Source organism: Bacillus sp. WC2507 (assembly GCF_052656125.1).
Genome location: NZ_JBQXPN010000001.1, coordinates 3566790 through 3581376, shown reverse-complemented (window position 1 = coordinate 3581376; position 14587 = coordinate 3566790). Strand labels below are relative to the sequence as shown.

The 14587-nt window shown below is 36.1% G+C and carries 12 protein-coding genes; 4 read left to right on the top strand and 8 right to left on the bottom strand.

All coding sequences use genetic code 11. The features are described from left to right. Positions 1-58: 58 nt before the first annotated feature. The 3 genes from ACUN28_RS18940 to ACUN28_RS18930 form a co-directional block, all read right to left on the bottom strand. The gene (locus ACUN28_RS18940; RefSeq protein ID WP_016088133.1) at positions 59-493 is read right to left on the bottom strand and encodes a hypothetical protein; all 435 of its coding nucleotides are present in this window, start codon (positions 491-493) and stop codon (positions 59-61) included. An 85-nt stretch (positions 494-578) separates the two neighbouring features. Next, positions 579-1550, bottom strand: a complete 972-nt coding sequence (locus tag ACUN28_RS18935) for an MBL fold metallo-hydrolase (RefSeq protein ID WP_016088132.1) — start codon at positions 1548-1550, stop codon at positions 579-581. A 97-nt stretch (positions 1551-1647) separates the two neighbouring features. Beyond that, positions 1648-1857, bottom strand: coding sequence for a DUF3925 family protein (locus ACUN28_RS18930; protein WP_002085972.1), 210 nt, complete (start codon positions 1855-1857; stop codon positions 1648-1650). A 224-nt stretch (positions 1858-2081) separates the two neighbouring features. Between ACUN28_RS18930 and bsaA the strand changes: the two genes are divergently transcribed. Continuing rightward, a complete protein-coding gene (gene bsaA / locus ACUN28_RS18925) occupies positions 2082-2564 on the top strand; it encodes a glutathione peroxidase (protein WP_000219426.1) in 483 nt (160 codons plus the stop codon). 82 nt (positions 2565-2646) lie between these two features. On the opposite strand, the gene ACUN28_RS18920 is transcribed toward bsaA, so the two are convergent. From ACUN28_RS18920 to ACUN28_RS18900, 5 genes are all read right to left on the bottom strand, one after another. Beyond that, entirely contained in the window at positions 2647-4875 is a 2229-nt protein-coding gene (locus tag ACUN28_RS18920; RefSeq protein WP_016088131.1) for a transglutaminase TgpA family protein, read from the bottom strand. After that, positions 4872-6086: a DUF58 domain-containing protein gene (locus ACUN28_RS18915; protein WP_016088130.1), complete on the bottom strand. Its 1215-nt coding sequence runs from the start codon at positions 6084-6086 to the stop codon at positions 4872-4874. Before ACUN28_RS18915 ends, ACUN28_RS18920 begins: the two co-directional genes overlap by 4 nt. Further along, the gene (locus ACUN28_RS18910; RefSeq protein WP_001135794.1) at positions 6086-7048 is read right to left on the bottom strand and encodes an AAA family ATPase; all 963 of its coding nucleotides are present in this window, start codon (positions 7046-7048) and stop codon (positions 6086-6088) included. Before ACUN28_RS18910 ends, ACUN28_RS18915 begins: the two co-directional genes overlap by 1 nt. Before the next feature lie 390 nt (positions 7049-7438). Beyond that, a complete protein-coding gene (locus ACUN28_RS18905) occupies positions 7439-7789 on the bottom strand; it encodes a hypothetical protein (protein ID WP_016088129.1) in 351 nt (116 codons plus the stop codon). Between the two features lie 116 nt (positions 7790-7905). Beyond that, the gene (locus ACUN28_RS18900; protein WP_016088128.1) at positions 7906-8406 is read right to left on the bottom strand and encodes a hypothetical protein; all 501 of its coding nucleotides are present in this window, start codon (positions 8404-8406) and stop codon (positions 7906-7908) included. Positions 8407-8882: 476 nt separating this feature from the next. Between ACUN28_RS18900 and ACUN28_RS18895 the strand changes: the two genes are divergently transcribed. Genes ACUN28_RS18895 through narJ form a run of 3 tightly spaced genes read left to right on the top strand, consistent with a single transcriptional unit; the run spans position 8883 to position 14581 of the window. Further along, positions 8883-12566, top strand: coding sequence for a nitrate reductase subunit alpha (locus ACUN28_RS18895; protein ID WP_016088127.1), 3684 nt, complete (start codon positions 8883-8885; stop codon positions 12564-12566). Next, positions 12556-14031 (top strand): nitrate reductase subunit beta, encoded by a 1476-nt coding sequence (gene narH / locus ACUN28_RS18890; RefSeq protein ID WP_016088126.1) that lies wholly within the window; start codon positions 12556-12558, stop codon positions 14029-14031. The genes ACUN28_RS18895 and narH overlap by 11 nt, the downstream gene beginning before the upstream one ends. Positions 14032-14050: 19 nt before the next feature. Then, entirely contained in the window at positions 14051-14581 is a 531-nt protein-coding gene (gene narJ / locus ACUN28_RS18885; protein ID WP_016088125.1) for a nitrate reductase molybdenum cofactor assembly chaperone, read from the top strand. Positions 14582-14587 lie beyond the last annotated feature (6 nt).

Genomic DNA, 14587 nt, shown 5'->3' with positions numbered 1-14587 from the left:
TACAAGTCAGGGGCAGAATTATCTTGATTTGCTTAATAAAGTGAAAGTGGGAAATTACTTAGTTATATTCCTTACTATTCTCCTTGTCTTTTTGTATCAAACAATCTAAAAGTGAGTAACCAGCTATTAAACTAATAATGGTAACGAAAGTCGTATTCACAAGAATAATATTATTTAAATAAGGTAGGTATTCACCAACTGGTGAAAAGAGTAGGGCTGGAGAAAAGGAAATGAATAGCGTAGGCACAGTAATAGCGATAAATTTATCCGGTTGAAAGCGCCAGTTTTGTTTATTTGTTTCGCGATTAATGGACTGAAGGAATCGTAATAAAATGCCAACTATAAGAGGGAAGAGTGTATAGTAGAATAACCTTGGATAAAATTTAAAGTTCACCTGCGCGTCTGTATCTAAATAAAATTGAATTTTCACTCCGACAAATAATAATAAGACGATAAATAAGGTGAAGCAGAGATATAGCATCACTTTTTGCATTACATTCCACCATCCTTTACTCAAAATATATTCAAAAAAAGAAGAGATATACAATAACTACTGTTGTATATCTCTTCTTTTACGGTTATTTAATAGTGGAGTTTGCTTTTTCTTGCTTCGTGAAATAATCAATAATGCCCATAGCGCTAATTTCTATATCTAGATGTAAAATGTTATAAACGGAATGATCTGATGGAACGTTTACCTTTGTAAGGTGAGAAGAGATCTTATCCATTAATATAGTTTGTAAAGCTTTAGTCGCTTCATCGAAATCATTATACTGTTCAAAGACCTCTTTACCAGTATGGACGAAAATAGGTAACCAATGTTCCAGTTGGTTATATACTTCTGTAACATTGGATGATGCACCGTAATGGCCGAAATAAATAGTATCTACATTCATACTTTGAATGTGATTTTTAGAAGCAATCATCGCATCTGGTTGGAATTGTGAAGGGGACGTTGATGGTAGATATAGTTCTACACCAAGGTCTGCGAGTTCTCTATAGTAAATTCCTATTGTATCGCCAGTAAAAATGCCATTTGTTAATGAATCGTGAATGCTAATATGGTGCTTAGCATGTCCCGGTGTATCATAAAATGTCAGGATACGGTCTTCTGAAATTTTTAAAGTATCACCATTTTGTACAATATGAACACGTTCTTCTTCTATAGGAAGAATTGGATCAAATAGTTTATCGAAATCTTCTTTGTATACAGCTTTTGCGCCTAAAATGAGTTTTGTTGGATCAATCATATGACGAGCGCCGCGAGAATGCACATATAAAGTAGCATTTGGGCATTTTTCCATCATTAAACCAGCAGCCCCGGCGTGATCTAAATGAACATGTGTAACGATAATGTTTTTAACATCGTTTAAATCAATATGTAATTGTTGTAAGCCATCTAAAATATATGGAAGAGAAGGGGCTGCACAAGTTTCAACTAAAGTAATATCGTCACCTAATAAAACATACGTACCTGTACGTTCAGTATGTTGTAAATCAAAATCATCAATAAGATATAGGTGCGAAGATAATTGCTCTACTTTTTTCATCTTTACCACTCCTTATATACGGTATGTAACTATTATACGCTAAAAATACAAAAAGGCAGAAAACGAAAGTTTCGTCTTCTGCCTTTTTGTAATGTATTTATTTCGTTTGTTCTTTATTGATAGACATAACGAACAACCCAACAATGCCACCAACTAATGGAAGCATAATCTCTCCTGCTAAATTAAAGTAGGAGCTTAAAAATAAACCATTTACATCGATTACCCAGCCAATCACATACAATAACATCATATATAGTACGAAATAAAACTCGCGATTTGAAATCGTTTCATGTTGTGCAGTTTTCATAATGAACACCATCCTTTTCTTTTATAATGGAATATAAACTGTCACATTTTGTTCACAATTCAATTGTAAAACTTTCCAACATAAAAGTCTAGTAGTTTGTGTCGAATTTTCGAACGAAAATAAAGCGCTATCATTTCAGCCTGTAAGTACGTAATAAGAGCTGTATATTCATGAATGTAGTATAGTATAAACATAGAATGATAGTGAAGAGAGGGGTAAGGACAATGACAGTTTATGATTTTTCAGCTAAAACGATAACAGGAGAAGATAAATCGTTAAAAGATTACGAAGGAAAAGCACTTCTTATTGTAAATGTAGCTAGCAAGTGTGGTTTTACACCGCAATATAAAGGGTTACAAGAAGTATATGATAAATATAAAGACCAAGGACTAGAAATACTCGGTTTTCCTTGTAACCAATTCGGAGGACAAGAACCAGGCACAGAAGCAGATATTACTAGTTTTTGTGAGTTAAACTACGGTGTAAATTTCCCGATGTTTGCAAAGGTTGATGTAAAAGGTGACAAGGCTCATCCTCTGTATACATACATGACAGAACAAGCACCAGGTTTACTCGGTATGAAAGCAGTGAAATGGAATTTTACTAAGTTTTTAATTGGAAAAGACGGGAAAGTAGTAGGGCGTTTTGCGCCGCAGACGAAGCCGGTGGATTTAGAGGTTGAGATTGAGAAGGTACTTGGGGAATAACTAGAAGTTTCACTTTATTAAAAAAGCCTCAAAGAACAAGGTAGTTCTTTGAGGCTTTTTCCTTTAACTCACATTATCAAGATTAAATCGCTGAATGGAAGTCATTTGATTTGGGCGGAGAAGCTGCTTTTTTCATAAGCACTTCCCATAAGTGTGCGGATTTTTTCCATTCTACTGCAGCCTGTCCCTTTTGATACATAGCGTTCTCATAACTGAAAGTAAGTTGTTGCATATCGGCTGAGTTGTAAAGCGTATCGATGTGGAGTGCATATTCGCGGAATGTTTGACTTTCACCTCGTGGTATACCGATTCGCGCAAATTGTTTTAAAAGTGCACCGTAAGCTTTGCTATAAACAGCATCATCTTTTCGGTATTTATAGAAAAGAATGATAAAAAATGTAATCCATTTCATTCTAGTAGCGAAGAGAATGTATCCTATAATACTAATTAGCATCGAAGAGAGGAATACGTACCACCAAGAAAATCTATTTTTAGCATTTGTAATCTTTTTAGTAGAAGCTTCCTCTGTATCTTCTATTAAACTTTTGAGCTTTGCTTCATTATTTCTTTGGTGCATTTGCGCATTTTGAGAATTAGTTTCTTCGCTATTTTGTAAAGTAGGAGCAGGAGTATTATTTGTAAAATTATAGGGATTGGTAAATCCTTTTGTTGGTTCGAACGGAATCCATCCATATCCTGGAAAATATACTTCGACCCAAGAGTGTGCGTTATCGTTCGCGATTTTATAAACATCTTCACCTTCTGCAGAGGCAAGTGTATTATCAAGAGTTCCTTCTGTATAACCTTTTACCCAGCGAGCGGGAATCCCGGCAGAACGAAGTAATACAATCATAGACGTCGAAAAATTATTACAGTAGCCGCTTTTTGTATCGAAAAGGAATTGATCTACATAATCTTGGTTTTTAGTAGGGAATGAAACATTCGTTGTTTCATATACAAAAGAATGGTCGGTGAAGTAATTTTCAATAGCTAATACTTTATCATATCGGTTGTCTTTATCATTTGTTAGATTAACAGCTAAGTCTTTTATTCGTTGCGGTAATGATTTGGGAAGTTGGGTGTACTTTGTCATAAAATAAGGACTTGTTTCATGACCTTCATTTGCTTTTACAGCTTTCAAATTTTCTATGGAAAACTCCGGGACCTCATATGTTACTTTATATGAATTTAAAGTAGTAGAAGAGTCTCCGTGCATCGTATAGATTTTTTCTGAAAATGGGTCAACGCTGTATGATACATCAGAAGAAGCCTCAACTGATACTAATCCTGCTGGATAGGTAAGGTGAGGATAACTTTTTTGCATGGTGATTGTTGCCTCGGTTGCCTCCGTTTTTGTATTTTGTTCGTACCAGCTCACGACGTCGTTTTTATTTTTAAAAGAAACCTTTTTTTGATTTTCAGAAACTTCCCAGCCTTTTCCGGTATAAAAATCTTTCGTTTCGACTCTCCAATATTGTTTGTTTTGCGTTTGTGCTGTGAAAACAATTGTAGGATCCGCCTTAAAAGGACCGCCTAATCGCGAGTCATCTAAACCATACCCAATTTTAGAAACTTCTTGTTTTGTACTTGCTTCGGATGTGTTGAGTTTTAAAAAATCCATTGGGTTTGGCCATTGAGGTCCAAATTTTGGAGCAAAGTATGCGATGGTTACTGAAAATACAATAAATAGTGTAAGTGGTCTAAGTAATTTTGAGATTTCTCTAGCATAATTTTGTAAGTGTTCCATCTCTTTTATTCGTTCTATGTGGAGATGACTAAGCATAAAAAAACCGATGACAACAGTACGAATAATAGCGTAGTTTGCATTGTATAAATGTAAGTCGTGAAAAATTGTGATATAAATAATAGTCAATATAAGAAATAACAACCCACGTTTTTTATGAATCATCCAAAAAGAGATAAAAGCACTCAAAAACCAAAATGATAAAAAAAATAAAAGTGTTGGAAAAACTGGAGAAATATCTAGTAAATTCCCTTGAAATAACAGGGAGGAATTTCGAGAAATATCAGTAAAAAATTTTGTTAGCCAAGATGGATTGATAAAAGCATTTTTATAATATAGGAAATGAATGATGAATAAAATCGTGACGATCTTTATTGGAATCTGCCAACTTGTTTGAAAAAAAGAGAGTGTGAAGCAAATTCCTATAAATATTATAAAAATATCTAATCTACCTACGTTTGTAATACCTATAAGGGGTCTTAGCCATTCTAGTAAAAGTAGAAATGCACATACATGTATGAAGAATCTGCTCATATCCCATTGTTTTTTTGTCCGTAATGTTATCATTTGCTCACCTCAAAAAACACGTTTGTATACCGGTTTTCATAAACTGCATTTACAAATATTTTTCGTTTTTGTAGATTTTCTAGAATACTTAGTTCTCGATGTGAGAGTTGATTCGCTTTTTCTTTCACGACAAACACCATTAATTTCCTATTTTTTATAGCAGCATAGTCAGCTGCCTTTTGAATATCGGGAGAAAGATCGCTTGTCACGAGTATAATCGTTACGGGCTCAAAAATTTTTCTTAATTCGATTTCTACACTCTGGGAGAGCGGGAATACACTGTCAGCTTGTACTTTCGCTAAATGACAAAAGATTTGCTGCAACTGGCTATCTCCATTGTCTAAAGGAAAAAAAGTACGTTCTTTTCCGACAGACACGAATGAGGCTGATGAATTTTGCTTCAAGACAGCCCTCACAATAGAGGCAGTAAACGTTACGACTGATTCGAATAGAGGAGACTCGGTTCTGTCCATAAATATCATGATATTGTGGCTACGTTGTTGTTCAAACTCTTTCGTCATAATATTGTTTGTTCGTGCAGTTGCTTTCCAATCAATCCATGAAAAGCGGTCGCCAGGTTTATATTCTCTGACACCGACAGAAATTGTAGAGTCTTTTGCTAAATTTATATTTGCTGAAAGCGCTCCTTGTTCGAAATGATTTTCCAATTGTCGATACGTTATATCTACATACTGGGGATAGACTAAAAATGTATCTGGAACTGAAAAAGTTACATCTTTCTTTATCATACCGAATAGATCGCCAGTTTTGACACGTACGCTTGAAAATGTGTGTTCTCCTCGAGGGATTGTGTCAATAGCATATTGAAACGAAATATTTCGTTTGAATCCTGGAAAGAGTATGACCTTATTCGCCTTCGTTTGTCTACAATTTGTAAATTGTGATGGCAGTTCATCTTCTATAATTAAATAGAGTAAGGGAAAAGGAAATTTTCTTTTTATTGTAATGGTGCTTACAAATGGTACTCCTGCTACATATTCGCCTTGGTTTGTTATTCGTTTTACTTCGGCGTTCCGTAAAGCATAGAAAGGGAGTAATAGTGAATAAAGGCCAATAGGAATCGTACTGTAAAACAAAAACCAACTAACAAATCCTCCTTGAAGCATAGCGTATACAAAGGTTAAGACTAGGCATAAAGGAATGAGTGATAACTTAGTAACATGATATAGTGCTCGTAGCATGCGTTTCATCAAAGGTTCATCGTCCTTTGAGTCGGCACGGCAGTTCGTGCAACGATTTTTGAAATAACTTGTTCCCCTGTTACTCCTTCAAATTTTGCTTCCATTTTTAGAATGAGTCTGTGAGCTAACACGTAAGGAGCTAAAAATTTAACATCGTCTGGAATAACATAATTTCTACCATGGATGAATGCATAAGCTTGTGAAGCTTTCATTAAAGCAATTGAGCCACGTGGACTTGCACCTAGCTGTATAGAACTATAAGAACGAGTCTGACTAACAAGCTTTACAATGTAATGCTTGATTGCTTTGTCCATGCTTACTTCTCGTACGCTTTGTTGTAAATAAAGTAACTCTTTTATTGTAGTAATAGCTTGTAGATGGGAGAGTGGATTTGTTTTTTCCATCCGGTTTAAAATTTCAAATTCTTCTTCTGGTGTAGGATATCCCATTTTTAGTTTCAATAAGAATCGATCGAGCTGGGCTTCTGGTAAAGGGTATGTTCCCTCATATTCGACCGGATTTTGTGTAGCCATTACAAAGAACGGTTTTGGTAACGGTCTTGTCATGCCATCTATTGTAATATTGCCTTCTTCCATACTTTCAAGTAAGGCAGATTGTGTTTTGGGAGATGTACGATTAATTTCATCAGCAAGTATAAAATTCCCCATGATTGGTCCAGGCTTGAACTCAAATTGGAGCTCTTTTGGATTGTAAATAGAAACACCTGTTACATCTGACGGCAGTAAATCAGGTGTGAATTGAATTCGCTTGTAATCAGCATCAATGGATTTAGAAAGAGCACGTACTAACATTGTTTTCCCGACACCAGGAACATCTTCTAATAGTACATGACCTTCAGCTAAGAGAGCTGTCAAGGATAAGATCGTTTCTTTTCGTTTTCCGACCATTAATTTTTCAATATTGTTTATTATTTTTTCTACAATAGGATGTAATGAATCAAGCTGGGGCATCGTAACCCTCCTCATTTTATTAACGTTTTCTAATCTATTTAGTGGAAAATAGAATTTACGCCTCTATTTGCGGGAAGTAAAAATCTTATCTCTAATTCTGAGAATATTCAGATTATTTATCTCGATTATATCTAGTATAATTGTTTCCGTAACTTAGGGCAATATGGTAAATAATGATTTGTAGTTTTATGTGCAATATGTCTTGATATAAACTAGTATTATCGGTAAAACATAGAGGAGGGGAAGGAAAGAGTGACTTCGATGAGCAAAATAAATAGCATAGGGAACCCTACGCGTAAAGTTGGAAGCCTATATCATACGCCTTGTGATTAAAATTTATATGAGTAATAAATAAAGCCGACTTCATTAAGAGGCCAGCTATGTAAATTATTACAATCCTTTATTTTTATCTTTCTTATATTCTTTTTGTTTATCTAACCAAATATGAATTAATTCTACCAAGTCCATTGTTTCAATTTCACAATATTCGCCTTTACCATCTTCGGCTAAATTGTCTAACACAGTAGTTGTATCGTTCCGAATTTCTAAACCGTAAATGTTGCCATTTACTACTACATAATTTTTTTCTCCGTTTAAAACACTTTGTATTTCTTTTAAAATCCAATCTCCAAAAGCTGAAACTTCAATTCCTAAAAAAGTTTCAACAAGTTTAATTTCTTGAGGAAGTCTCATAACTAAATGTCTACTGTTAAGTACTTCAAAACTATATGGATATTTCATGACTATTTTACTCCTTTATTTCTGGATTTAGGGACTCTATTTACTTCTCCATTAATCTTATAAGCTCTATTAAGGTAAGAAGTTCTTATACTATCATCACTCTTGTCCTACTTGAATTATAGTAAAAGTAGATTATTATTAAACTTATCTATCCAATATTTCTCTGATGTAGGTATGAATTCAGTGAAATCTTCATATGTACCAATCCAATCTTTTGGTACATAGTTTTCGTATGATGCCGGTTCTGGAAACATTGAATATAGTATTTTATTATCAAAGTTAATTAATAAGACTGGACTAAAATCTAATAGATCTTCTCCTGCATTTTTCCTTTTAATATTTTCAAGTAGTAAATAATTTATTTCCTCTTTAGTTGTTTTATATTGATTAATCCTTAGTAAAAATACTTCTACATTTTCATTATTTAATACTTGTATTCCATTTCTTTCTTCCGTTTCCCCATTATCTTCAATGCTTACACCTAAATTTTTATATGCATGATCTAATTTATCATAATCTAAAAACCATAGTTCTTTATCTGTTACATACCATCTAAACTCATTTTTATATATAACGGCTACTATAATGTTTTCTGCATAAAGCGGTTCTAATATCATAATATCCTCCTTTTATTATTATCTTATAATCCTGCCATTCTGGGTGTATTTTTCTATTCATTCAATTCAACTTGCTGACAATTCATATGGATTCCCTGGCGTTTTTTTTCAACTATTTTCAGGATAGTTGCCCTTGGTAGGGTGGAATTAAAGTATTGTATTTTTATTTATAAACCCATCTAACGATTTAGGCATATCAAATTTAACTACTCCCAAATTACTTCCTCTATTATGTAAGAAATTTTTTGCACGCTCATTATTATCAGTACTTCATCTTAAACTTTTCTAGAAGCAAGGAAGTAATTTAACAGTCAGTGAAGGATGTGATCCCTCCACAATGATTAGATATTCACTTTTTTATATTTTTTTCGGAATTTTTGACAATCTCTTGAACTGTGCGAAATGTCACATCTGTATTTTACAACCTCTCTTATAGTAAGGGTATGTAAGAGAGACGTATTAAAGGAGTGAACAGTATGAAGAAGAAACCTTCAGCACTAATGAGACGTTTAAAATATTTTTCACCAATAGATCGTTATAACGATAATCATACACAAGAAACATATGAAGATCGAGAATGGGAGAATGTGTACAGAAAGCGTTGGCAGCATGATAAAGTAATTCGTTCTACACATGGCGTGAACTGTACTGGTTCATGTAGTTGGAACATTTATGTGAAAGATGGAATTGTAACTTGGGAAGGGCAGGAGCTTAACTATCCAACAACAGGTCCAGATATGCCTGACTTTGAACCACGAGGATGTCCACGTGGAGCGAGTTTTTCTTGGTACATTTATAGTCCACTTCGTGTGAAATATCCGTATGTACGTGGTGTTCTTTGGAGTATGTGGCAAGAGGAATTACAAAATAATGAGTCACCATTAGATGCTTGGAAAAGCATTGTGGAAAACCCTGAAAAAGCACGCAAGTATAAGCAGGCACGTGGTAAAGGGGGATTCGTTCGTACGAATTGGGATGAAGTATTACAACTCGTTTCAGCTTCTTTACTTTATACAGTAATAAAATACGGTCCAGACCGAAATGTTGGTTTCTCACCAATTCCAGCTATGTCGATGTTAAGTCATGCTGCAGGTAGCCGCTTTATGCAACTTATGGGCGGGCCGATGCTTAGCTTCTATGATTGGTATGCTGATTTACCACCAGCTTCTCCGCAAATTTGGGGTGATCAAACAGATGTACCAGAAAGTAGTGACTGGTATAACTCTGGCTACATTATGACATGGGGTTCAAATGTACCGATGACAAGAACACCAGATGCACACTTTTTAGCGGAGGTTCGATATAAAGGAACGAAAGTAGTTTCAGTAAGTCCTGATTTCGCTGAGTCAACAAAGTTTGCGGATGATTGGATTAGTGTGAAACAAGGTACAGACGGTGCACTTGCGATGGCAATGGGGCATGTGATCTTACAAGAATTTTACGTAGATAATCAAGTGGAATACTTCACAAAGTATGCGAAGCAATATACTGATTTTCCTTTCTTTGTCACATTGAAACAAAAAGGAGATCAATTCGTTGCTGATCGTTTCTTAAATGCTTCTGATATTGGACGCGAAACAAAGTTAGGAGAATGGAAACCTGTTCTTTGGAACGAAAATACGAATGATTTTGCAACACCTCATGGCACAATGGGGTCACGTTGGGATAATGAGAAGAAATGGAACTTACGTTTAGAAGATGAAGAAACAGGTGAAAAGATTGATCCACGTCTTTCTTTATTTGGAATGGAAGATGCTGTTGAAACGGTGCAAATTCCGTACTTCTCTGATGATGGAAATGCAATATTAGAACGTACAATTCCAGTGAAAAAGGTTATGACAGAAGAAGGCGAAGTGTTCGTTACAACTGTATATGACTTAACATTAGCAAATTACGGCGTGAATCGAGGGCTTGGCGGACAAGAGCCGAAAGATTTCAATGATGATGTACCGTTTACGCCTGCATGGCAAGAGAAAATGACAGGAGTGAAACGAGAGATTATTATTCAAATCGCTCGTGAGTTCGCACAAAATGCTGTTGATACGAATGGCCGCTCGATGATTATTATGGGAGCTGGTATTAACCATTGGTTTAATTCTGATACGATTTATCGCGCAGTTTTAAATCTTGTTCTTCTCGTCGGAGCGCAAGGTGTAAACGGCGGTGGCTGGGCGCACTATGTTGGGCAAGAAAAATTGCGACCAGCAGAAGGATGGCAAACAATTGCAATGGCAAAAGATTGGCAAGGGCCACCGAAATTACAAAACGGTACATCTTTCTTCTATTTCGTAACAGACCAATGGCGTTATGAAGATACACCTGTTGGCCATTTAGCATCACCAATTGAAGGTAACTCACGTTATCAACATCACGGTGATTACAACGTATTAGCAGCACGACTGGGCTGGTTACCTTCGTATCCGACATTCGAGAAAAATGGAATTGAATTATATAAAGAAGCTGTTGCTGCTGGTGCAACAACGCAAGAAAAAATCGGTAAATACGTTGCACAAAAATTAAAAGAAAAAGAACTAAAATTTGCGATTGAAGATCCAGATAACAAAAACAACTTCCCGCGTAATTTATTCGTATGGCGTGCAAACTTAATTTCAAGTTCTGGTAAAGGACACGAATATTTCTTAAAACATTTATTAGGTACAACAAACGGATTGATGAATGACGATAGTGATTCGTTACGACCAGAAGAAATTAAGTGGCATGAGGACGCACCAGAAGGGAAGCTTGATTTACTCATTAATTTAGATTTCCGCATGGCTGGAACAGCACTTTATTCTGATATCGTCTTACCAGCTTCAACTTGGTATGAAAAACACGATTTAAGCAGTACAGATATGCATCCATTTGTACATCCGTTTAATCCGGCAATCGGTTCACCATGGGAAGCACGTTCTGACTGGGATATTTTCACTTCTCTTTCTAAAGCTGTGTCTGATTTAGCGAAGAAAATCGATCTTGAACCAATGAAAGAAGTTGTTGCAACACCACTTCTTCACGATACACCGCAAGAACTAGCGCAACCACTCGGCAAGATTAAAGACTGGAGCAAAGGTGAGTGTGAACCAATACCAGGTAAAACAATGCCACAAATTCATGTTGTCGAAAGGGATTATAAAACGATTTATGACAAAATGACTGCGCTAGGACCGAATGCAGGGAAACAACCGATTGGTACAAAAGGGATTTCTTGGTCTGCAGAAAAAGAATATGAGCAACTAAAGAGTCGATTAGGAGTTGTTCGAACAGATTCTATTGCGCAAGGTTGCCCAGACATAAAAGAAGCAATCAATGCTGCTGAAGCGGTATTAACGCTTTCTTCTACAACAAACGGTCATATGGCAGTAAAAGCATGGGAAGCACTTGAAAAACAAACCGATTTAAAACTACGTGATTTAGCAGAAGAACGTGAAGAAGAATGCTTCACTTTTGAACAAATTACAGCACAACCGAAAACAGTAATCACTTCTCCAGCCTTCACAGGTTCTGAAAAAGGTGGACGACGTTATTCACCATTTACAACAAATGTGGAACGTCTTATTCCTTGGAGAACGATAACTGGTCGACAATCTTTCTACTTAGATCATGACATGATGAAAGAATTTGGTGAAACGATGGCAACATTTAAACCAATTCTGCAACATAAACCGTTCCGTAAATCACGACCTGAAGTAGAAGGGAAAGAAATTACATTAAACTATTTAACGCCGCATAATAAGTGGTCGATTCATAGTATGTACTTCGATTCATTACCGATGTTAACGCTGTTTAGAGGTGGTCCAACTGTTTGGATGAATAAAGAGGACGCTGCAGAAGCTGGCGTAGCAGATAATGATTGGATTGAGTGCTTTAACCGTAACGGTGTTGTTGTAGCGCGTGCTGTTGTAACGCACCGTATACCGAGAGGAATGGCATTTATGCATCATGCACAAGATCGCCACATTAACGTACCTGGTACGAAATTAACAAGTAACCGCGGGGGAACGCATAATAGTCCAACTCGAATTCACGTGAAACCGACACATATGATTGGTGGATATGGTCAATTAAGTTATGGATTTAACTATTATGGTCCGACTGGGAATCAGCGTGACTTAAACGTTGTAATTCGCAAATTGAAGGAGGTAGATTGGCTTGAAGATTAAAGCACAAGTCGGAATGGTAATGAACCTAGATAAATGCATCGGCTGCCATACTTGTAGCGTAACATGCAAAAACACCTGGACGAACCGTCCAGGTGCTGAATATATGTACTTCAATAACGTAGAAACGAAACCTGGTATTGGTTATCCGAAGCAATGGGAAGATCAAGAGAAATATAAAGGCGGCTGGGAATTAAAAAATGGTGAAATTCAGCTGAAATCCGGTTCGAAAATGAAACGCCTTATGAATATTTTCCACAATCCAGATCAACCAACAATCGATGATTACTTTGAACCTTGGAACTATGATTATGAAACGTTAACAAATAGTCCGCAGCGTAAGCATCAGCCAGTTGCACGTCCGAAATCAGCAATTACAGGCGAATTTATCGACAAAATTGAATGGGGTCCAAACTGGGAAGATGATTTAGCTGGTGGACATATAACAGGATTGCAAGATCCGAACGTAAAGAAAATGGAAGAAGAAATTAAAACAGATTTTGAAGATGTCTTTATGATGTATTTACCACGCATATGCGAACACTGTATGAATCCATCTTGCGTATCATCTTGTCCATCTGGTGCGATGTATAAACGTGAAGAAGATGGGATTGTTCTTGTAGATCAAAACGCATGTCGTGCATGGAGATTCTGCGTATCATCTTGTCCATATAAAAAAGTGTACTTTAACTGGCAAACGAATAAAGCTGAAAAATGTACAATGTGTTTCCCACGTATTGAAGCTGGTATGCCAACAATTTGTTCAGAAACATGTGTAGGACGTATTCGATATATTGGGGTAATGCTATATGACGCTGACAAAGTAAAAGAAGCGGCTTCTGTTGAAAATGAAAAAGATTTATATGAATCTCAGCTTACTGTTTTCCTAGATCCAAATGATCCAGAAGTAGCAGCTGAAGCGAAAAAACAAGGCATTCCTGAAGAATGGATTAAAGCAGCACAACAGTCGCCAATTTATAAAATGATTATCGATTGGAAAATTGCTCTACCTCTTCATCCAGAGTATCGTACAATGCCAATGGTTTGGTATATACCACAGCTTAGCCCAATTATGAATATGGTGGAGGGGAAAGGTAGTAACTGGCAAGCAGAAGAGATTTTCCCTGCTATCGATAATATGCGTATTCCAATTCAATATTTAGCGAACTTACTCACTGCAGGAGATGAATCACACATTCGTCTTACATTAAAAAAAATGGCTGTCATGCGAACGCATATGAGAGCACTGCAAATTAATAAAGAACCAAATGAAGCTGTATTAAAAGAACTTGGTTTAACGAAACAGGATGTAGAAGATATGTATCGTCTTCTTGCTATCGCAAAATATAAAGATCGCTTCGTCATCCCAACGTCTCACCGCGAACAAGTTGCAGATTTATATAACGAACAAGGAAGCTGTGGTTTATCATTCGCAGGTGGCCCAGGCTCTTGTATGACAATTTCTTAAATAAAGGAGGCAGAAAAATATGAAACAAAGTTTACAAACTGCTTTTTCCTGTTCTTCATTCCTTCTCTCCTACCCGGAACTAGGGTGGAGAGAAGATGTAACTGAATTACAAGAAGAGATTGCAGCAATTGAACAGGAAGACGTTAAAGCATCACTTACAGCATTTGTAAAACAGGTGCTAGATAAAACGAATGATCAACTCATTGATAGTTACGTATATACATTCGATTTTGGTAAGAAAACAAATATGTATCTTACTTATATGAACACTGGTGAACAAAGAGAAAGAGGTATTGAATTACTAGAGTTAAAACAACATTATAAAAAATCTGGTTTTGAAGTAACAGATAAAGAACTCCCTGATTATTTACCGCTATTACTCGAGTTTTTTGCAAATGCAAATGAGCAAGACAGTGAACCAATTATGAGTAAATACAAGGGGAACATACAAGCATTACACGTTCAGTTAAAAGAAGCAGATAGTATGTATGAACCAATTCTTGCGGCTGTTCTACTCGCTATCGATACATGGGGTGTACAGACAAATTAGAAAGGA

Excerpts from the sequence above, each read along its gene's own strand:
- ACUN28_RS18940 (WP_016088133.1), bottom strand. The coding sequence starts at position 493 with ATGCAAAAAGTGATGCTATATCTCTGCTTCACCTTATTTATCGTCTTA.
- ACUN28_RS18935 (WP_016088132.1), bottom strand. The coding sequence starts at position 1,550 with ATGAAAAAAGTAGAGCAATTATCTTCGCACCTATATCTTATTGATGAT.
- ACUN28_RS18930 (WP_002085972.1), bottom strand. The coding sequence starts at position 1,857 with ATGAAAACTGCACAACATGAAACGATTTCAAATCGCGAGTTTTATTTC.
- bsaA (WP_000219426.1), top strand. The coding sequence starts at position 2,082 with ATGACAGTTTATGATTTTTCAGCTAAAACGATAACAGGAGAAGATAAA.
- ACUN28_RS18920 (WP_016088131.1), bottom strand. The coding sequence starts at position 4,875 with ATGATAACATTACGGACAAAAAAACAATGGGATATGAGCAGATTCTTC.
- ACUN28_RS18915 (WP_016088130.1), bottom strand. The coding sequence starts at position 6,086 with ATGAAACGCATGCTACGAGCACTATATCATGTTACTAAGTTATCACTC.
- ACUN28_RS18910 (WP_001135794.1), bottom strand. The coding sequence starts at position 7,048 with ATGCCCCAGCTTGATTCATTACATCCTATTGTAGAAAAAATAATAAAC.
- ACUN28_RS18905 (WP_016088129.1), bottom strand. The coding sequence starts at position 7,789 with ATGAAATATCCATATAGTTTTGAAGTACTTAACAGTAGACATTTAGTT.
- ACUN28_RS18900 (WP_016088128.1), bottom strand. The coding sequence starts at position 8,406 with ATGATATTAGAACCGCTTTATGCAGAAAACATTATAGTAGCCGTTATA.
- ACUN28_RS18895 (WP_016088127.1), top strand. The coding sequence starts at position 8,883 with ATGAAGAAGAAACCTTCAGCACTAATGAGACGTTTAAAATATTTTTCA.
- narJ (WP_016088125.1), top strand. The coding sequence starts at position 14,051 with ATGAAACAAAGTTTACAAACTGCTTTTTCCTGTTCTTCATTCCTTCTC.